We start from the raw sequence: 20,477 nt of genomic DNA, 5'->3' as shown, positions 1-20,477 counted from the left end.
GTATGAGCGAGCGCCAATTCGGCTTTGCCACGCAACAGCTTCACGCGGGCCAGACGCCCGATCCGGCAACCGGCGCGCGGGCGGTGCCTATCTATCAGACGACGTCCTTTGTTTTCAAGGACTTCGCGGCGGCGAAAGCCATCAGTTCGGTCGAGGAATTCGGCTTCGACTACACGCGCATCACCAATCCGACGAACGAAGTGCTCGAAAACCGTATCGCGGCGCTGGAGGGAGGCACGGGCGCGCTTTCGGTCGCCTCCGGCTCGGCTGCGACGGCCTATTCCATCCTCAACATCACCCATGCGGGCCACGAGATCGTCGCCGCGAAGACGCTTTACGGCGGTTCGTTCAACCTGTTTCAGAACACGCTGCCGAAGCACGGCGTCAAGACGATCCTCGTCGATCCCGCCGATACCGGCAATTTCGAGCGCGCCATCAATGAGCGGACCCGCGCGCTCTTCGTCGAGACCATCGGCAATCCCGACATCAACATCATCGACTTCGAGGCCGTGGCGCGTATCGCCGAGCGGCATGGCATCCCGCTCATCGTCGACAATACCTTCGCGACGCCATATCTGTTCCGCCCGTTCGATCACGGCGCGAATATCTCGGTGCATTCGGCGACGAAATTCATCGGCGGCCACGGCACCAGCATCGGCGGCCTCATCGTGGACGGCGGCAATTTCAACTGGGCGAACGGCAAGTTTCCCGACTTCACGACGCCGGACCCGGCCTATAGCGGCTTCGTCCATTGGGACAAATGGGGCAATTATCCGGGCGTCGGCAACATCGCCTACATCATCAAGGCGCGGTTGCATTATCTGCGCGACCTCGGTGCGAGCCTCAGCCCGTTCAACGCGTTCCTGTTCCTGCAAGGGCTTGAAACGCTGTCCTTCCGGCTGGAGCGCCAGATCGGCAACGCGCAGGCCATCGCGGAATGGCTGGAGGCCAACGAGGAAGTGGAGTGGGTGAATTATCCGGGCCTCAGGAGCAGCTCGCACTACGAGCTTGCGCGGAAATACCTGCCGAAAGGGCCGGGATCCATTCTGACATTCGGCGTGAAGGGCGGCTTCGAGCGCGCGAAGAAACTGATCGAGGCGGTAAAGATCTTCTCGTTCCTCGCCAATGTGGGCGACTCGAAATCGCTGATCGTTCACCCGGGAACAGTCACGCACGGGCAGTTGACCGAGGAAGAGCAACTGCTCGCCGGCGTGAAACCGAACCAGATCCGCCTGTCCGTCGGCACCGAGGACGTGGACGACCTCATCTGGGATCTGGAACAGGCTTTCGCGGCGTCGCGGGCGTAACACCGGCGGCGCTTCAGCCGGTTTGTGCCCCGTCGCGCTTTCTTGCGAGAAGGCGATGCCCACCGGAACGGGTCGGCATCGCCTTGAAACAGCTCGCGATTGTGTCGAGCAAACGTGAAACCGGGGGCGCCCGGCGGCGCTGCCGGGGCGCGCATAAAGGGCAGCGTCAGCTGCGCAAGCCCGGCGCCTCATGGCCCGTGCGCGCGACATATTCGGTGTAGCCGCCACCATAGCTGTGCACGCCTTCCGGCGTCAGTTCGAGCACGCGATTGGACAGGCCAGCGAGAAAATGCCGGTCGTGCGAGACGAAAAGCATCGTGCCCTCATATTGCGCGAGCGCCTTGATGAGCATCTCCTTCGTCGCCATGTCGAGATGGTTTGTCGGTTCGTCGAGCACCAGGAAATTCGGCGGATCGAACAGCATGATCGCCATTGCGAGCCGCGCCTTCTCGCCGCCCGACAACACGCGGCATTTCTTTTCGACGTCGTCGCCGGAAAAGCCGAAACAGCCGGCGAGCGTGCGCAGCGTACCTTGTCCGGCCTGCGGGAAGGCATGTTCGAGCGACTGGAAGATGGTCGCGTCGCCATCGAGCGTTTCCATCGCATGCTGAGCGAAGTAACCCATCTTCACGCTCGCCCCGATGGTCACGGTGCCCTTGTCGGGCTCGCTCGCGCCTGCCACGAGCTTGAGCAGCGTCGACTTGCCGGCGCCGTTGACGCCCATCACGCACCAGCGTTCCTTGCGCCGGATCGCGAAATCGAACCCCTCGTAGATGACCTTGCTGCCGTAGCGCTTGTGGATGTCCTTGAGCGCCACGACATCGTTGCCGGAGCGCGGCGCGGGCGGGAAATCGAACTGCACGCTCTGCTGTCGCCGCGGCGGCTCCACCCGGTCGATCTTTTCGAGCTTCTTGACGCGGCTCTGCACCTGCGAGGCGTGGCTGGCGCGCGCCTTGAACCGCTCGATGAACTTGATTTCCTTGGCGAGCATCGCCTGCTGGCGTTCGAATTGCGCCTGCTGCTGCTTCTCGGCCAGTTCGCGCTGCTGCGCGTAGAATTCGTAATCGCCGGAGTAGCTGGTAAGCGAGCCGCCGTCGATTTCGACGATCTTGTTGACGATGCGGTTCATGAACTCGCGGTCGTGCGAAGTCATCAGGAGCGCGCCGTCATAGTTCTTGAGGAACTGTTCGAGCCAGATCAGACTTTCGAGGTCGAGATGGTTGCTCGGCTCGTCGAGAAGCATCGCGTCGGGCCGCATCAGGAGAATGCGCGCGAGAGCGACGCGCATTTTCCACCCGCCGGAGAGCTTGCCGACATCGCCGTCCATCATCTCCTGGGTGAAGGAGAGCCCGGCGAGCACTTCTCTCGCGCGCGCTTCGAGAGCGTAGCCGTCGAGTTCCTCGAAAGTGTGCAGGACTTCGCCGTAACGCTCGATGATCGCGTCCATCTCGTCGGCGCGGTCGGGGTCGGCCATCGCGGCCTCAAGCTCCTTCAGCTCCTCCGCAACCGCGCTGACGGGGCCTGCTCCGTTCATCACCTCGGTCACGGCGCTATGGCCCGACATTTCGCCGACATCCTGATTGAAATAGCCGATGGTGGTGCCGCGATCGATCGCCACCTGACCTTCGTCGGGCTCGTCCTGCCCGGTGATCATGCGAAAAAGCGATGACTTGCCCGCACCGTTGGGGCCCACAAGGCCAGCCTTCTCGCCTTTCAGGAGAGAGGCGGACGCCTCGATGAAAAGCAGATGATTGCCATGCTGCTTGCTGATGTTTTCGAGACGGATCATGACCACCGGGGATGCTGCGAGAGTTTTCGGATGCGCTATCGCGCGATTTGCTCCCCTTATGCCACGCGGGAGGCGCGGCGCCAGCGTGAAATAAGCCGCGCCGCTTCCATGAAAGGCCGCGCTTGCCTCAATCCGAAAGTTCGCCCTGGAAGCGCGCGGCGTGTTGGGCCGCAGCCAGAAAACGCTCGCGCGCGGCTTCGCGCAGACGCCCGATTCCAAGGTGTCTTGCCATCATGAAGGCCGCTTCCTCGGGCTTCGCGCCGTCCGCCAGAAACCGGTCCGCGAGGGCTGCAAGTTCTGCCAGCGGAATGTCCGTGTGATCGCGCAGCTCGGTGCTGCCGGCGCGGAAACGCGGCAGCTGCGTCTTGTCGGCATTTTCGGGCCAATAGATCTTGCGCCCCTCTTCCGTGGAGCGGGGAAAGCGCCGCTCGACCACATCGAGCACCGTTTCGCGGATGCGACCGGCGGCGCGGTCGAAGCCGTGGGCGCGCGCGATGCGGCGAACGAGGACATCGTCGAAAACGGGGCCTTCGGCCTCTATGACGTGAGCGACCATTTTCCGAAGTGTCGGCCGATACCACGTTTCGTAGAAGCCGTCGCGATCAGGCGCGAAACCGGCTGCGGCAAGGTCGGCGGCGCGATATCCGCCCCCGTCGGCAATGGGGAACGCCAATTGGTCGCCCTCTGCGCGCGCCGCATAAAGCGCGGATTGCGGCGGCGCGTCTTCCTTTGCTCCGACCAAATCGGGTTCATCGGCTGAGGCGGCCTGCGCGGGCAGGGAAGGGGCGCCTTCGTCCGACGTTTCGGAGATGAGCGCGAGCACCGCCTCGACGGGTGCGGGGGCCGCATCGACGGGGGCAGGTGCGTCCTGCGACTTGGCCTCCTCGGCCAGCCGGTCCGCTTCGAGGTGCTCGGAAAGTCGCGCGTGCAGATTTGTGAACGCGCTGTCGGGGTCGACCCACCAGTCGGTCGACCAGACGCGCACGATCCGCCAGCCCAGATTGCGAAGCACGCCCTCGCGGAGCCGGTCGCGGTCGCGCGCGGTCGCAGAGCGATGGTAGGTCGCGCCATCGCACTCCACGCCCGCGAGATAGCGGCCCGGCGCATCGGGATGCACGACGCCGAGGTCGATGCGGAAGCCCGAGACGCCGACCTGCGGATGCACCTGCCAGCCCTTCGCTTCGAGCGCCTTCTTCACGGCGTCCTCGAACGGCGACTCCGTCTCGCCAAGAGCCTCCGAGGCAGCGGCAAGCGCGCGCGGTCCGCGTTCCGCGTATTCGAGAAAGTGCTTGAAATCGCGGATGCCTGTCGCCTTCGTGCGCGACAGGTCGATCTGGTCCGGCCGGAGCGTCGCGAACACCACGAGTTCGGAGCGCGCGCGCGTTATCGCCACGTTGAGCCGCCGCGTGCCGCCTTCCTTGTTGAGTGTGCTGATCTGCACCGAAACCTTGCCCGCCTGATCGGGGCCGTAGGCGATGGAAAACAGGATGACGTCGCGCTCGTCGCCCTGCACGTTTTCGAGGTTCTTCACGAACACGGGTTCGTGCCATTCGTTTTCGCTGAAAAAGCGTTCGAGTTCCGGCTTCTCGCGGCGCTCCTTGTCGAGCAGGTTTTCGATCAGCCGTTGCTGCTCGCCATTGAACGTCACGATGCCGAGCGAACTTCCGCCGGCGGCAAAGGCCGGATCGGAAAGACGCCGCACTACGTCTGCCACGACGGCGCGTGCTTCCTCTCTGTTGACGCGCCCCGAACCGCGTTCGTAGATTCCGTCCGGCACATGCTCGAAACGGACGGCGCGATCCTCGGTCACGGGAGACGGGAAGGTGACGAGAGCGCCGTCGTAATAGTTTTGGTTCGAGAACGCGATCAGGCTTTCGTGGCGGCTGCGATAATGCCAGGCCAGCCGCTTGCTCGGAATGTTCGCGGCAAGACACTCGTCGAGAATGCTTTCGAGGTCTTCGACCTCGCTCGCATCCTCCGTGGCATTGCCCGCGCGGTCGAAGAAGGAAGTCGGCGGAAGCTGCTTCGGGTCGCCCGCGACGACCACCTGCCTGCCGCGCGCGATGGCACCGATGGCGTCCCACACCGGGATCTGCGACGCCTCGTCGAAGATCACGACATCGAAGGGCTGCGAGTCGGCGGGCAGGAATTGCGCGACGGAAAGCGGGCTCATCATCACGCAAGGCGTAAGTGCCGTCAGCGCGTTCGGCAGCTTCGAGAACAGGCTGCGAAGCGGCATGTGCCGCGCCCGCTTTTCGATCTCCCGCGAAAGGACGCCGAATTCGGGGTCTTGTCCGAAGGCGTTGCGGGCGGGCACCGCTCCCGACAGGCGCGCGGCGACCACATGGCGTGCAAGCTGCGAAACCTTATGGTCGAGTTCGATGAAGCGCGCGATCGCGTCCTCATGCTGGTCCGAGACGAAGCCGCGAAGGAGCGCGTCGCGATGCACGGTCTGTTCGACCCACCAGCGTGCATAGGCGACCTCGAAGGCCGTTTCGATATCCGACGCTTCGATCTCGCCGGCTGTCAGCGCGTCTGTCAGCGGCGCAAGGCCGCGAGCGCGCGCGGCGGCGGCATGGCGAAGCCAGTCGCACCAGCGCTGGCTTTTCGGCGCGTTCGCTGCCCAGATTTCGGCGAGGCTCGCGGCGTCTCGCAGCCAATGGCCGGAGCGCGGCAGACCGAAATAGTCGTCAGAGAGATGCGCGAGGCGGACAAGTTCCTTGCGCGCCGCCTGAAACGTCTTGTACGCGGTCAGCGTCTTCCCCGCGTCCGTCGCGAAGCGGCCGCCCTCGCGCATGAAGTCCGGCCGATCGAGGATCAGCGCGGCGAGAAGGGCGAGCCACCCCGCCTTGTCACGCTGCGGGGTGGCAAGCGAAGCGGCTGCTTCGGAGATTTGGCCGAGCCATGCGAAGGCTGCTTCGACGCGCGCCGGGTCGGTTTCGAGCCCCTGCCAGATGGGGCCAAGCGCTCCGAGCGTCGCGTCATGGCGCATCGCCTTGGCGCGCCCCTCCTTCACCTCCATCAGCCCGACGATCTCGGCGCCGAGATCCTCGGGGGGCGCGCCGTCGGTGAACGGTGCGAGCGCCTCCCACACGCGCTTCTTGCGGCCGCTCCGCGTCAGGAAGGAGGCCGCGATTGCATCGCGCCAGTCCTGCATCAGACGCCCGAAGTCGAGGCTGAACACGGCGTCGCGGTAACGATTGGCGAGCCGCGCTTGCGCGGCATCGAAGGCGGCACGGTCCCTGCGCCATGCCTCGAAGGCCGGTTTGAGCGCGCGCATATCCTTGCCGGCAAGCGTGGCGGCGTCGCGTGCCTCCGGTTTGAAGGCGAGCGCGGCAAAGACGATCATCGCATAGAGGCGATGCGGGTCTCCCGTTTCGTGCGTCCCGAAATGCTTCGCGAGCACCGCGCCCGCGTTTGACAGATCGGCCACGGCCTTGCGGAACGCGGCGCACGCCGTTTCCAGTTCGCCACGCCACACCGGGGACCAGTCGGCATGGCCGATCTCCTTCAGCGGGTGCGCCGCGGGCGTCGTGCCAAGCGCCTGCACGGCGGTTCGCAGGCTGCGGCAGAGATCGCGCAAGGCGCGCATCTCCGCTTCGTCGTGCTGATCGGGGGAGGGGAACGGGAGCTTGACCTTCGGTGCGAAGTCCCGTTGCGCTATGACGCGGCCCAGAGCCCGGTGCACCGACAGGCCGTTGCCATGGCGGCGATGCAGCGCGACGACGACCTCGTTGAGCCGGTCGCGAAGCGCTTTCAAATCCTCCGTCGCAGCATCCCATTCGCGCGCGGCATCGGCGGAGCGCGATTCCCACGCTGTCTTGAGCTGAGCGAGGACGGCGGTTTTTTGCGCCTTGGCCGAATGCACTTCGAGGCAGAAGGAGCCGAGGCCGATGTCGTTCAGTCGCTTGCGAACGACCTCAAGCGCCGTCGTCTTCTGCGAAACGAACAGCACGGACCGCCCGTCGCCGAGAAGCTGCGCGATCATGTTCGCAATCGTCTGGCTCTTGCCCGTGCCGGGCGGGCCGAACAGCACGAAATCCTTCTCGCGCGACGCGGCGACGACAGCGGCTGTCTGCGACGAGTCCGCCAGCAGCGGCATGAACAGGTCTTTCGGGTGGATCTCGCGGTCGAGCGCGCGTTCCTCCGGCATGTCTCGGGGATCGCCATAGGTGTCTTTCGGCGTATCGATGAGATGGCGAACCACGGGGTTCCGTTTCAGAAGCTCCGCGCGGTCGACAAGATCCTTCCACATCAAATATTTGGCGAAAGAGAAGTTCGAAAGCGTGACCTCCTCGGTCAACTCGAACCCCTTCATGTCCTTGATGTGCAGCCGCGCGATGCGCCAGATCTGCGCCACGTCGAGGCCCGACGCATCCTGCGGCAGATCGCGCTCAAACTCCGGCATTTCGAGGCCGAAATCCTGCCGAAGCATTTGCAACAACGTCGGATTGATGCGGGCGTCGTCGTCATGGCGCACGAGCCGGAAGCCCGAGCGAATGGTGCGGCGCTCCAGCCGGACCGGCACGAGAAGCAGCGGCGCGCGACAACGCTGGTCCTTCCCCGCAGGCGACCACGACAGAAAGCCCATGGCAAGATGCAGGCTGTTCGCGCCGCTTTCTTCGAGCGAGCTTCGCGCGGCATGATGGATTTCGGTCAGCCGGTCCTGAAGGTCGTCGTCGGAAAGCGCGGTGAGCACGTCGCCCCGCCCGAGCGCTTCGAGCGCGTGCTGTCTCGCTGCGTCTTCGCCAGCCCTCAACTGGTAAACTTCGGCGTCGCGCGGATCGTCGCCGCTCATGACGTCGGCTCTGGCGAGGATTTTTATCTCCTTGCCGCTCGCGAGCCGGTCTTCCAGCGCGCCCGCGTCAGGGCAGGAGAGATCGACGGCGCTTTTCCCGCTCTTGAAATTCAGGAGCCTGTTGCGAAGCGAGAGGTCGAGCAGCTTCCGCTTCCATTGTTCCACCCGATCGAGCGGCTGTTCCGGCTCGGCGGCCCTGACGGCTTCCTCCACGAAGGTTGGCGGTTCGTCGAGCCCAACCGATCCGCCGGCCTCCGCTGTCACGGGCAGAGCATCCTGCGCACCGTCATGCTCGACGCCGAGCGGGCGGATTCGGCGTTGGCGCGCCTGCGCGATGTCGACGACCAGTTCGAAGCGGCGCGGTTCGTCCTCGTTCGCGTAGCTCGCGGCCTTGTCGACCGCGGCCCGGAATTTCAGCGGTGGATGGTTCGTGAGAAGCGTTGTCTCGATCAGGATCATTTCCTGCAGTTGCAGGCGTTTGCGAACGGTCTCGGCTTCGTCGACGACACAGGAGGAAAAAGCCTCCTGGGTGAGCCAGAGACCGCAATAGGCGTGGCCCGTCGAAAAGCCTACGAGCGGATTGAGCCCGGCCTGTTCCAGGCAGGCCGCGTAAAGCAGCGTGAGATCGAGACATGTCCCGAGCTTGCGTTCAAGGATCGCGCCGGGCAGGCGGATCTTCTGCCCGTCCTGCTCGAAACTCGCGGGCGGGAACGCGTAAACGATCTTCGCGTCGACGAGCGCAGCCCAGATCGCCTCGGCGACCTCCCACGAACGTCCTTTCCGGTTGCCCGAATAGCCGTCGAGCGCCGAGTTCCTGCCATGCAGACGAAGTTTCTCGGCGGCGTTGCGCAAAATCACCTCGACGGCCGGGTCGTTCGGGCGGACGAAAGCGGCCACGAGTTCCGGCGGCGTGGAAAGCCCGGTCCATTCGTTCGGCGCGAGCGCCCGGCACGGGATCGTCGCGGTCGCCAGCGATTCCTCGCCCGCTGTCGCCGAGATGTGGATTTCGCCGTCCGCGGCTTCGGTCAGCCGGTTGAGGAAAGCGGGGTCGAGATCGGCCTCGACCGGGCTGATCGAGCGGACGCCTCCCGCGTTGAGACGATCCAGCCGGAAGGTCGTCGGCTTGAGAAAAGGAGGTTCCGACGAAATGGAAATCAGGACATCCGAGAAGTCGCGCTCTGTTCCGTTGGCGATCTCGATTTCGCCGATGGCCGGAATTGAATTGACCTGAAAGGCCAGATTAATGCGCGGCGCCACGTTCGCCCGAAGCTTCACCGAAGGCGCCTGAAGATCAGAATCGTTGATCGGATCGTTGGTAATCGTCATAAAAAATATACCTAATTGCGCTTGTCACGGATACTCTCTGCTTACTGACTTCGCAAGCTGGATTCTCTTGTGCGTCACAATATGATGACTGTGGGGGCGAGTGCGTTTGAACAACGCAGAAATGCGGCCTGAAATCGGGCAGGCCGGAAGGGGAAACCGGTCCGACAAGTCGAACGGCGGCGGGACCGGGAATAAATTAGCCATTGGGAAATCTCCTGTCGCTAGAGATTCCTCCTGTGCAGGGCTGATCCAAAAGTGCCCTTTTTCCTTGCGGAACTTAATGAGAACGCTTAATGGTGTTCTTGGTTTGTACAGTCCTTCGCCACAACCGGGCCGCCCATGCTGACACCGAAGCAAAAGCAACTCCTCCTCTACATCAATGAGCGTATCGAAGCGACCGGCGTGCCGCCGTCGTTCGATGAAATGAAGGAGGCGCTGCATCTCAAGTCCAAGTCCGGCATTCATCGCCTGATCATGGCGCTGGAAGAGCGCGGCTTCATCCGCAGGCTTCCCCATCGCGCCCGCGCCCTGGAAGTGATGAAGATGCCGGAGCGCGCGCGCGCGGGTTTCGAGGCCGACCGCCGGCGGGGCTTCATGCCGACCGTCATCGAAGGACGCCGGTCATCTTTCGAGGACGCACCGCAGTCTCCTTTCATCCGCGACCGGGAAGACGGCGGCATATCGGTTCCTGTGATGGGACGTATCGCGGCGGGCGTGCCGCGCTCGGCCATCGAGGACCACAGCCACGTCCTCGTCATGCCGCCGGAATATCTTTCCACGGGCGATCACTTCGCGCTCGAAGTGCGCGGCGACTCCATGGTCGAAGCCGGAATTCAGGAAGGCGATACGGTCGTGCTGAAAAAGACGGCCGCCGCGGAAAGCGGGGATATCGTGGTCGCGCTCATCGACGACGAGGAGGCGACCCTGAAACGGCTTCGCAAGCGCGGGCAATCGATCGCCCTCGAACCCGCAAACCCGGCCTACGAGACGCGTATTTTCGGTCCTGACCGTGTGAAGATCCAGGGCAAGCTCGTCGCGCTCCTGCGGCGATATTAAGATCGAACCTGACGAGTCATGGCTGATATGCGCTTATCGCGAGGGCGGGACAGCCGCCAGCGAAGCGCTATAGTAAACACTTAGTCGGAGGACAAGCGCAGCGGGCGAAGAAAAGCTTTCAGCCCCTCACCAAACGACGCCAGAATGTTATATTATTAGTCCATGCTCGATTCAACGAGCGCAAAAGGACGCAAGAATAACTTTGCGGTTTGGGAGAGCTACGCACGGATGTCAGACAAGCGTCAAAAAGGCGACAAGCGAGAAGCCGCGAGCGCTCCGGCGCCATCCAGACCTTTGCCGGGCCTTCAGTCTCCGGAGCAATTCGCGACGAACCTTCTTCGCGCCTTTGAGGCTAGCGGGCAGGCCGTCGCGAAAATCTACGAGGACCGGGACAAGCGGTCGGGCGCTTTCACGGTTGCGGGCGGAATGGCGGACATCGGCAAGATTTTCGCGCCGATCGCGCAATACTGGATGAGCGACCCGCAGAAGCTGGCAGCCGCTCAGGCGAAGCTCAATCAGGATCTCATCGACCTTTGGGGCCGGACCTATCAGCGTTTTCTCGGCGAGGAGGTCCAGCCGCTGATCGAGCCGGCCGCCAGCGATCCGCGCTTCAAGGACAAGGAGTGGTCGGAGAACGCGTTCTTCGATTTCCTGAAGCAGGCCTATCTTCTGACCGGCAAATGGGCGGGCGATCTCGTCGAGAACGCCGAGACGGTCGACAGACACGCAAGGAAGCGTGCCGAGTTCTATCTGAACCAAATCGTGACCGCGCTTTCGCCGTCCAATTTCCCCTTCACCAATCCCGAGGTGATCCGCACCACCGTCTCGACCGGCGGTCAGAACCTTGCGGAGGGAATGCAGCACCTTGTGGAAGATCTGAACCAGTCGGGCGAACTGCTTCGCATCCGCCAGACCGACATGTCGGCTTTCGAGGTCGGCAAGAATCTCGCCGTCACCCCCGGAAAGGTGGTCTATCAGAACGACATCATGCAGCTCATCCAGTACACGCCGTCGACGGAGAGCGTGTATCGCGTGCCGCTGATGATCGTGCCGCCATGGATCAACAAATATTACATCCTCGACCTGACACCGCCGAAGTCGTTCATCAAATGGGTCGTCGATCAGGGCTTCACGGTTTTTGTGGTCTCCTGGGTGAATCCGGACGCCAACCTCGCCTCGAAATCGTTCGAGGATTACATGCGTGAGGGCGTGCTCGACGCGACCGACGCCGTGCTTCGCATCACGGGCGAGCCGCGCACCAATGCCGTCGGCTATTGCGTCGGCGGCACGCTGCTCGCGAGCACGCTCGCCTACATGGCCGGGACGGGCGACGACCGTATTGCGTCGGCCACGTTCCTCGCCGCGCAGACCGATTTCACCAACGCCGGCGATCTTCTCGTCTTCATCGACGACGAGCAGTTGAAGGCGCTCGACGAGGTGATGGCGGAGCGCGGTTTCCTCGATGGCGCGCGCATGTCGGCCGTGTTCAACATGCTGCGCCCGCGCGATCTGATCTGGCCTTACATCGTCAACAATTACCTGCTCGGCAAGCAGCCGTTCCCGTTCGATCTCCTGTACTGGAATGCGGATTCGACGCGCATGCCGCCAGCGAACCACAGCTTCTACCTGCGCGAATTCTATCGCGACAACAAGCTTGCACGCGGGCTTCTGTCGCTCGGCGGCGTGCCGCTCGACCTCTCCCGCGTGACGATCCCGATCTACGAACTCGCCACGCGCGAGGATCACATCGCGCCCGCGCAGTCGGTGCTCGTCGGCTCGAAGCTGTTCGGCGGACCGGTGCGCTTCGTGCTGGCCGGATCCGGGCATATCGCGGGCGTCGTCAATCCTGTAAGCCGGGCCAAATATCAGCACTGGATCCTTGAGGACGGCGATCCGAAGACGATCCCCACTGTCGACGCCTTCGTGGCGCGGGCAAGGGAATATCCGGGTTCCTGGTGGCCGGACTACGCGAAGTGGCTCGGCTCGCTTTCGGGCGACAAGGTTCCGCCGCGCGAACCCGGCGGCAATGGTTACGCGCCCATCGAGGACGCACCCGGCTCCTACGTCCGCGCGGTGTCGTAGCCAGCCGCGTATCAACTTCTCACGTCGAAGCCTCCTGCCGGTCGACGCGCGGGGATCGGCGGTTCAGGTGCCGATGGGCCTTTGGAATTGTAAGCCCGTCGGGAACTGCGCCCTCCGCCCTTGAGCCGCCATCGCGAACCCGCTACCTCTGACGCATGGCCGACGAAACGATTCTCGCGAACCCACCCATCGAGCCGATCCGGCTGAAGGACGCGCTCGAAGAGCGCTACCTCGCCTACGCGCTCTCCACCATCATGCATCGCGCGCTGCCCGACGTGCGCGACGGGCTGAAGCCCGTGCATCGCCGCCTCTTGTTCGCGATGCGGCAGTTGAAGCTCGATCCGGCGGGCGGCTTCAAGAAATGCGCGCGCGTCGTCGGCGACGTGATCGGTAAATATCACCCGCATGGCGACCAGTCGGTCTACGACGCGCTGGTGCGTCTCGCGCAAAGCTTCTCCCAGCGTTACCCGCTCGTCGACGGGCAAGGCAATTTCGGCAATATCGACGGCGATAACGCGGCGGCGATGCGCTACACCGAAGCGCGCATGACGGCGATCGCTGCGGCGCTGCTCGACGGCATCGACGAGGACACCGTCGATTTCCGCGAAACCTACGACGGCGAGGAAGAAGAGCCGGTGGTACTTCCCGCCGCGTTCCCGAACCTTCTGGCCAACGGCTCGTCGGGCATCGCGGTCGGCATGGCGACGTCGATCCCCCCGCATAATGCGGAAGAGGTCTGCGACGCGGCGCTCTATCTCATCAAGCACCCGAAGGCGAGCGTCGAGACGCTGCTGACCTTCCTGCCGGGGCCGGACTTTCCGACCGGCGGCGTGCTCGTCGATGACACGGCGGGGCTCGTGGAAGCCTACCGCACCGGGCGCGGCTCGTTCAGGCTGCGCGCGCGCTGGCACACCGAAGACACCGGTCGCGGCGGCTATCAGATCGTCGTCACGGAAATTCCCTACGGCGTTCAGAAGTCGCGGCTCATCGAGAAGATGGCCGACCTTCTGCAAGCGAAAAAGCTGCCGCTGCTCGGCGACATCGACGACGAAAGCGCGGAGGACATCCGCATCGTCATCGAGCCGAAATCGCGAAACGTGGACGCGGCGCTGCTCATGGAGCAACTTTTCCGCCAGACCGAGCTTGAGGCGCGCATTCCGCTCAACATGACGGTGCTGTCGAAGGGGCAGGTGCCGCAGGTGCTGGGCCTGACGCAGGTGTTGCAGGAGTGGCTCGACCACCGTCGCGTCGTGCTGCGCCGTCGTTCCGAGCATCGCCTCAAGCAGATCGATCACCGGCTTGAGGTGCTGGGCGGCCTGCTCATCGCCTATCTGAACCTCGACGAGGTGATCCGCATCATCCGCAACGAGGACGAGCCGAAGCCGGCGTTGATCGCGCGTTTCGCTCTGACGGACGTGCAGGCCGAAGCGATCCTCAATATGCGGCTGAGATCCTTGCGAAAGCTTGAGGAGATGGAAATCCGCACCGAGAACGACGCGTTGACAAAGGAGCGCGAAGGACTTGTCGATCTTCTCGGGTCCGATGAAAAGCAGTGGGACAGGATTTCCGCCGAGATCAAGGACATCAAGAAGCAGTTCGGCAAGGCGACGCCTCTCGGGCGCCGCAAGACCGGCACCGCGGCTCTTCCCGACATCGACCTTTCGGCCGAGGAAGCGCTGATCGAAAGGGAGCCGGTGACGGTCGTGCTGTCCGAGAAGGGCTGGATACGCGCGCTGAAGGGCCACGACGCCGATCTCGCCAAGCTCACTTTCAAGACCGACGACGCGCTGAAGGTCGCGATCAAGGCGCAGACGACCGACAAGATCGTGCTCTTCGCCACCAACGGTAAATTCTACACGCTCGAAGCGAGCCAGCTTCCGGGCGGGCGCGGGCAGGGCGAGCCCGTGCGCCTCATGATCGACCTCGACGAGGCGGACGATCTGCTTGAAGCCTTCGTGCACAAGGCGGGCCGCAAGCTCGTTGTGGCATCGAGCGTCGGCAACGGCTTCGTTGTGGCTGAGGATGAGGTTGTCGCGCAGACGCGAAAGGGCAAGCAGGTGCTGAACCTCGGCGATGGCGAGCGCGCCGCGCTGTGCCGTCCGGCGGAGGGGGATACGCTGGCCGTCGTGGGAGAAAACCGCCGCTTGCTCGTTTTCCCGCTGGCCGAGTTGAATGAACTGACGCGCGGTCGCGGCGTTCGCCTTCAGAAATACAAGGATGGCGGTGTCGCGGATGTGCAGGTGTTCGGTGGCGAAACGGGCCTGAAGCTCGGCGATACGGCGGGCCGCGTCCGCGTCGTGACCGAACTGGATGAGTTCCGGGGCGCCCGCGCAGGGGCGGGCTCACCCGTGCCAAAGGGTTGGCCGAAGTCTGGCCGCTTCGGACTGAAGGGATTTGAAACCACCTGACCCGGCATCGAGGTCCGGCATGGCGCCGCAGCGCGCCGCGCTGCTTCAGAGAGGCTGGCGGGAAGCGGCCCTGCATCGGATGCGGCACGATGCTGTGAGTTTGGGACGCCGTCTTTCTGTCGTGCGTCCTATCGGGAAGCCGCTTCACATTTTGCGGACGCGCTCAGGGGGGCGCTCCCCCGGGGAAGCCATACCCGCGCCCTGAGGCCGCCTTCGAGCTTGTTCGCAAGCGCGATTTCGCCGCCATGGGCTCGCACGATGTCCCGCGCGATGGCGAGGCCAAGGCCGACGCCGCCGGTTTCGGGTGAGCGGGAATCTTCGAGGCGGCGGAACGGCTGAAACGCGATTTCAATTTTCCCGGGCGGGATTCCCGGCCCTCGATCGGCGACGATCACCGTGACGCCGTCATCGCCCGTGGTCACGCTGACCTCGGCGCGGCTTCCGTATTTCACGGCATTGTCGATCAGGTTCGCGAAGACGCGCTTCATCGCGGTTGGCTGACAGACGAGAAAGGCATGGTCCGGTCCCTCGTACTCGGCGAGGCGGCCACGGTCAGAAAAGGTATCGCACAGGCTTATGAGTACCGCGGCGAGGTCCACGCGTTCGGGGCGCTCGCCCTTGAGGTCGTCGCCCGCGAAGGTGAGCGTCGCGGAAATCATCCGCTCCATCTCTTCCATGGCGGCGATGAGATCGGCCTTCGTGTCGCCCTCTGGCAAGCGCTCGGCGTCAAGGCGCAGGCCCGTCAGCGAGGATCGCAGGTCATGCGAGATAGCCGCGAGCATGTGGGTGCGCTCGTCGATGAATCGCTTGATGCGCTCCTGCATGTCGTTCATCGCTTCGGCGACCACCGTGAACTCGTTCAACCCCGTTGTGTCGATGGGAACCGGATCGCGCGTTCGGCCGAGAGTGCGGGCGGCATCCGCGAGACGGCCGAGCGGCACGAGGACACGGTGCGACGTTATCGCCGACAGGATCACCACAAGGAGGATGGCGCCCAGAATGCTCGCCACCCTCGGATCGAAGAAGGGCGCGAAACGCGGCGGCCGATCCGGCCCGACGGTGAGCGTGTCGCCGTCGCTTCCCTGGATGACGACTTCAAAATCGCCGAACAGCGGGAAATCGCCCTCCTGAGGTTCGAGCGGGCCGGTCCGGATCGACTTCATGAATTCCGGCGGCACGAAGCGCATTTCGCCCGCCTCCGCTCTCGGAAACGACGGGCCGCCTCGGCTGGAGATGATGACCCGCGTTCCGAACCCTTCAAGCTCGCTGGCAAGGGTTGCGCGAATCCTTTCATGGAACGAGCGGCGTCCTGTAGGCGGACGGTCGAGCGCAGGAACTGGCGGCGCAAATCCGCGCGGATGCCACCGGATATCGAGGCCGGTCCGCGTGGCGGCTTCTCTTGCGGCGGTTTCGCGTTCCGCTTCCTGGGCGGTGAGGATCGAACGCGTTGTTTCCGCGACCTCGGCGATGAGCCAGCGCGCGCTGTAGACCGTTGCCGGCGGGTGCGGCATCAGGAAGAACACGGCCGAGTTCAGCGCCTGCACCGCAAGAAGCGCGATCAGCGTCGTGACGGCGATGCGCGTGCCGAGGCTTAAACGCGGGCGGATGCTCGGCAGTCTCATCCCGTCACGCCGACTGCCTTGTGTCTTCGACCGAAACCGGCGCGCAGAAGATATATCCGCCGCTCCGCACCGTCTTGATGAGTTCGGGTGTCTGCGGGTCGGCCTCGATCTTGCGGCGCAGCCTCGACACCTGCACGTCGATGCTGCGGTCGAAGGGCGAAGCGGCGCGGCCGCGCGCGAGATCGAGAAGCTGGTCACGGCTGAGAACGTGCTGGGGTCGTTCGAGGAAGGCCAGCAACAGATCGTGCTCGCCTGCGGTCAGGTCCACGAGCGCGCCGCCCGGATTGTGCAGTGTGCGGCGCACCACGTCGAGCCGCCAGTTCTCGAAGACATAGGTGATGCCCGCGATCCTCGTTTCAGGCGTGGCGTCGCCGGTTCGTCTCAGCACGGCGCGAATGCGGGCGAGAAGCTCGCGGGGGCTGAACGGCTTGCAGACATAATCGTCCGCGCCGATTTCGAGGCCGATGATGCGATCCGTCTCACTCGACATGGCGGTGAGCAGAACGACCGGGATGCGGCTCGTTGCACGAAGTCGTCGGCAGAGCGAAAGGCCGTCTTCGCCCGGCATCATCACGTCGAGCACGATCAGATCGAAACGCCCGGCCTCGACGGCCGCGAACATGGCGACGCCATCGGCGGCTTCGGTTACTCGTATGCCATTGTCGGTGAGAAAGCGTTTGAGGCTGGTTCTGATGCGCCTGTCGTCGTCCACGACAAGAATATGATGTGTCGAAGCCAAGGAAAACTCCCGTTTACCGGACATCCGCATCATAGAGAGGCAGAGCTCACGCCGCCACCCTCCGCGTGTAACCGAGCGTTACATGCGTCGCCGTCGCGATACGGGAACGAACAGGCAGCGGATTGTAGGGATGCTCTTGCATGCCCTTTCGGCGCGGCGGGGGCATTGCGATTTGGTCTCTGTTTCAGACACCCTCGTCGTTCGCGCGTCGCGATACTAAGCGCGAACACCGCCGCACACGGATATCCTCTTTCTATGACGCTGCAAATATGTGCACTTCCCCGGTTGTGACATCGAACACCGCCTTTGTTCTCGAGAGACCGGATTTTAAACAGTGTCGCGAATTTCGCAGGTTTGGGCGTCGTGTAACAGAGCGTTACACTTCGTCGCCTCGCGATCATCGAAATCGGCCTCGCAAACCGTAAGCTCCCCCGGTCGAACAAGGAGTATATTCGATGATTTGCTCATTATCGCGGGGCGCTCTCGTTGCAGCGTTTCTGCTCCCCTGCATCGCATCTTCGGCGTCCGCGCAGACACCCGATCGCCCGCCGCTCCCGCACGTTGCATTCGCGGCTCAGCCTCCGTTGCCGGGCGAAGCAGGCGGTCCGGGCGCACCTCGGGGCGACGGCCCTCCCTTCTCGCATGACGGCTTCCGCCATCCACCCCGGCCCTCGCTCGCGCAGGAGCTTTCCACGCTCGAAACCGAGATCGGCATCCGCGCGAACCAGATCGACGCCTGGCGCGATTTCACCGACGCGTTCCTCGCCGTCGCCCAGCCGCCGCGGCCGCCAAAGCCTCCCGTTCCAGGTGACGCGCCCGAAAAGGCGAAGCCGTTCGAGTCCGCGCTGCGGCTCGCCGACTCCGCAACCCAGCGCGCAAAGGCTGCCGAGGCGCTCGTCAAATCCGTCGAGGCTCTTCGCTCGAAGCTCGCGCCGGAACAACTCGCCAAGCTTGCAGACGCGGAAGCCCGCCTTCGCTTTCCGCCGTCTCGGCCGCCTGAGCATCGCTCGTGAGGTCTGCTCGGTCCGCGAATGGTTACGTTCGAGGGCCGAAGAGGCGTTTTGAATAATAAGGGGGAGCGTTTTTCTCGATCCCGCTCCGGAGCGAAGGCCGCGGCGCCTTCTCTCCCTCACGGCTCTCCTATCTGGATAAGGACCTTTTTCGACGATGCAATTCTACCGGAACGAACGCCTCGGGTTATTTCTCGACGGGCCAAATCTTTTTGCCGCCGCAAGAACGCTCGGTTTCATGATCGATTACGCCGCGCTGCTGCAGGTGTTCCGTGGCTCAGGCCAACTCGTTCGCGTGAACTACTACCTGCCTATCGCAGAGGACTTTGCCACCTCGCCGCTGCGGGGCGTCGCGGATTGGCTTCAGTATAACGGCTACACCGTGATCACGAAGCCGGTAAAGGACTACGTGGACGCGAGCGGCAGGCGGAAGATCAAGAGCGGCATGGACATCGAACTGGCGGTCGACGCGTTGACTCTCGCGCCGTCGCTCGATCATTTGGTGCTGTTCTCGGGGCTCGGCGATTTCTGCGGTCTGGTGTCGGCCTTGCAGCGGAAGGGGCGGCGTGTCACGGTCGTGTCCACGATCCGCACGCAGCCACCCATCGCCGCCGACGACCTTCGCCGCCAGGCCGATCAGTTCGTCGACCTCGCGGAACTCGCTCCTCTGATTGGCCGCACGCCCGCGTCCGCTGCATAGCTCATTCTGCCGCCTTAGTGGAGCGAATTTGACATTTGAGTCCCGGTGGCTGCGAGCTCTCGCTCAAATGTCAAATTCAAAAACTCCACTAGAATCATGATGTTGCTAGTGGTCCTTTCGATTCCGACATTTGCTCGCAAGCGTGCTGCAAACGGATGCAAATGTCGGATCGGACCACGAGCCGCCTTTCAGCAGCACTCCGATTCGGCGGCCTGGGGGGTGGAATTTGCCTTGAGCGGCACGGGGTAGGCGGCCGGCACCGAAGCAATGGCGCTCATCGCGTCGATATAATCGGCGGGCAGGTCGCGCGCCTTTGCGCCTTGCACGATATAGGCGAGATATTCGGCGCTTGGCGGTCGCTCGTCGCGAAGCGCCGCCTTGCGGTACATGACGGCGGTATAAACCGTGCCCTCCGCGCCGACGACCTCGACGGGATAGTGGAAGTAGGTGCCGGTGCCGTTGAGGCGAACGCCCTGAGCGGCGTCGAGCCGGTCGACATCGAGCCCCGCCACCTTGTAGACAACGCCCCAGACATCCTTTCCATGCGCGGGCAGCGTGGCTTCTTCGGCTCCGTCCCACATCTGATTATAGCCGTGGAACGAAAGCCGCTGATCGGGCAGGCGCGCGATTGCGACGGGCTCCGCGCGGATGCCCCGTTCGGCGAGCCATGCGGGGTTCATGGCCGCGCCGTAGATGAAGGCGAGCACGGGCGTACTTCGCGCAGAAGGCTTTGCCGGCTTGGAGGATGAGGGCCGTGCCGAAAGAAGGGTTATCGATTTCATGCGGTGGCTCTCCTTTACGCGCATCCGCCGGATAGGCTGACGGGCGCCCGGCGAAGCGAAGTCTCGCAGCCGGGCTTTCGCGAGACCGTGGCTTTGACGCCGTGTGCGGGCGCTTCGAGCGTGACGATCGCGGCGTCGAGGTCGAGTTCCGCGACGCGCTGCATGAACCAGCGCGGGATGTGATCGCAGATGATTTCGAGCGTTTCGAAAGGCGTTTGCGACAGAATCGGGATCAGTGCCTGACGCGAGTTGAGAAGCGGGTTTTTCTTCAGTTCGTTGGCGAGGTCGAAGCGATAATGCCCGTTACCGAGGTCTTCGGCGGGGATAAGGGGCTCGGCGGCGCTCACGGGTTGCAACTGGACCAGCTTCTTGCGCCCTTTCGAGCCGCACCCGCCGGAACTGCATCCTTCGTGCGCGCTTTCACAGCCAGCGGCGGCAGCGGCTTCGGCCTTCTCGCGCTCCCCCTTCTCGACTGTCGGCAGTGCGTCGAGCACGGGCGCATTCGATTTCCAGCTCGAAACGCCAAGCTCGGCGAAATAGGAATAGAAAAAGCCCCGCGCTTCGCTCGAAAGGATGATTTTGCATTCGCCGAGCGATGTGGCAGCGGTTTCGATGGTCGCGCGCACATTGGGCAGCGAGGCGTCCGCGCTCATCTCGAAGGAAATGTCGCCGATGGGACGCCATGTCTTCGCTTCGCCATCGTAGAGCCGGAACCGGCCCTTTTTGTAAAGGCTCGTCAGTTCGCCGTCGTCGTTGACATAGGCTGCAATCTTCATGGGGCCCCTCGCTCGCTGCGGCTGTCTTCATTGAAAGGCGGAAGAACGCCGCCGGACACTGCCAGGAGCCCGGCGGCATTGG

At 63.7% G+C, this 20,477-nt stretch carries 12 protein-coding genes; 6 read left to right on the top strand and 6 right to left on the bottom strand.

Features of this window, described 5'->3' with window-relative positions; all coding sequences use genetic code 11:
• Positions 1-2 precede the first annotated feature (2 nt).
• Positions 3-1,307, top strand: coding sequence for an O-acetylhomoserine aminocarboxypropyltransferase/cysteine synthase family protein (locus EK416_RS06720; RefSeq protein ID WP_127076743.1), 1,305 nt, complete (start codon positions 3-5; stop codon positions 1,305-1,307).
• 166 nt (positions 1,308-1,473) lie between these two features.
• Here the strand turns inward: EK416_RS06720 and EK416_RS06715 are convergent, their stop codons facing one another.
• Both EK416_RS06715 and EK416_RS06710 read right to left on the bottom strand, forming a co-directional pair.
• On the bottom strand, positions 1,474-3,096 hold the full coding sequence (locus EK416_RS06715) for an ABC-F family ATP-binding cassette domain-containing protein (protein WP_127076742.1): 1,623 nt from the start codon (positions 3,094-3,096) through the stop codon (positions 1,474-1,476).
• A 127-nt stretch (positions 3,097-3,223) separates the two neighbouring features.
• The gene (locus tag EK416_RS06710; RefSeq protein WP_127076741.1) at positions 3,224-9,220 is read right to left on the bottom strand and encodes a DUF3320 domain-containing protein; all 5,997 of its coding nucleotides are present in this window, start codon (positions 9,218-9,220) and stop codon (positions 3,224-3,226) included.
• Between the two features lie 339 nt (positions 9,221-9,559).
• Here EK416_RS06710 and lexA point away from each other — a divergent pair, with 339 nt between their 5' ends.
• The 3 genes from lexA (at position 9,560) to parC (ending at position 14,766) form a co-directional block, all read left to right on the top strand.
• Positions 9,560-10,276, top strand: coding sequence for a transcriptional repressor LexA (gene lexA / locus EK416_RS06705; protein WP_127076740.1), 717 nt, complete (start codon positions 9,560-9,562; stop codon positions 10,274-10,276).
• A 228-nt stretch (positions 10,277-10,504) separates the two neighbouring features.
• Positions 10,505-12,358 (top strand): PHA/PHB synthase family protein, encoded by a 1,854-nt coding sequence (locus tag EK416_RS06700; protein WP_127076739.1) that lies wholly within the window; start codon positions 10,505-10,507, stop codon positions 12,356-12,358.
• Positions 12,359-12,513: 155 nt separating this feature from the next.
• Positions 12,514-14,766 (top strand): DNA topoisomerase IV subunit A, encoded by a 2,253-nt coding sequence (gene parC / locus EK416_RS06695; RefSeq protein WP_127076738.1) that lies wholly within the window; start codon positions 12,514-12,516, stop codon positions 14,764-14,766.
• Between the two features lie 128 nt (positions 14,767-14,894).
• Here the strand turns inward: parC and EK416_RS06690 are convergent, their stop codons facing one another.
• Both EK416_RS06690 and EK416_RS06685 read right to left on the bottom strand, forming a co-directional pair.
• Positions 14,895-16,388 carry an ATP-binding protein gene (locus EK416_RS06690; RefSeq protein ID WP_127076737.1) on the bottom strand — a complete coding sequence of 498 codons (1,494 nt, stop codon included), beginning with the start codon at positions 16,386-16,388 and terminating at the stop codon, positions 14,895-14,897.
• A 4-nt stretch (positions 16,389-16,392) separates the two neighbouring features.
• Entirely contained in the window at positions 16,393-17,127 is a 735-nt protein-coding gene (locus tag EK416_RS06685; protein WP_127076736.1) for a response regulator, read from the bottom strand.
• Between the two features lie 455 nt (positions 17,128-17,582).
• Here EK416_RS06685 and EK416_RS06680 point away from each other — a divergent pair, with 455 nt between their 5' ends.
• Complete coding sequence (locus tag EK416_RS06680; protein ID WP_127076735.1) at positions 17,583-18,140, top strand: hypothetical protein; 558 nt, start codon at positions 17,583-17,585, stop codon at positions 18,138-18,140.
• Positions 18,141-18,294: 154 nt separating this feature from the next.
• Positions 18,295-18,837 carry a LabA-like NYN domain-containing protein gene (locus EK416_RS06675; protein ID WP_127076734.1) on the top strand — a complete coding sequence of 181 codons (543 nt, stop codon included), beginning with the start codon at positions 18,295-18,297 and terminating at the stop codon, positions 18,835-18,837.
• A gap of 188 nt (positions 18,838-19,025) precedes the next feature.
• Here EK416_RS06675 and EK416_RS06670 read toward each other — a convergent pair whose 3' ends face one another.
• Both EK416_RS06670 and anfO read right to left on the bottom strand, forming a co-directional pair.
• A complete protein-coding gene (locus EK416_RS06670) occupies positions 19,026-19,619 on the bottom strand; it encodes a gamma-glutamylcyclotransferase family protein (RefSeq protein ID WP_127076733.1) in 594 nt (197 codons plus the stop codon).
• A 14-nt stretch (positions 19,620-19,633) separates the two neighbouring features.
• Positions 19,634-20,395, bottom strand: a complete 762-nt coding sequence (gene anfO / locus EK416_RS06665) for a Fe-only nitrogenase accessory protein AnfO (RefSeq protein WP_127076732.1) — start codon at positions 20,393-20,395, stop codon at positions 19,634-19,636.
• Between the last annotated feature and the right edge of the window lie 82 nt (positions 20,396-20,477).

Source organism: Rhodomicrobium lacus (assembly GCF_003992725.1).
Classification (GTDB): Bacteria; Pseudomonadota; Alphaproteobacteria; order Rhizobiales; family Rhodomicrobiaceae; genus Rhodomicrobium; species Rhodomicrobium lacus.
This window is presented reverse-complemented; position numbering and strand designations above follow the sequence as displayed.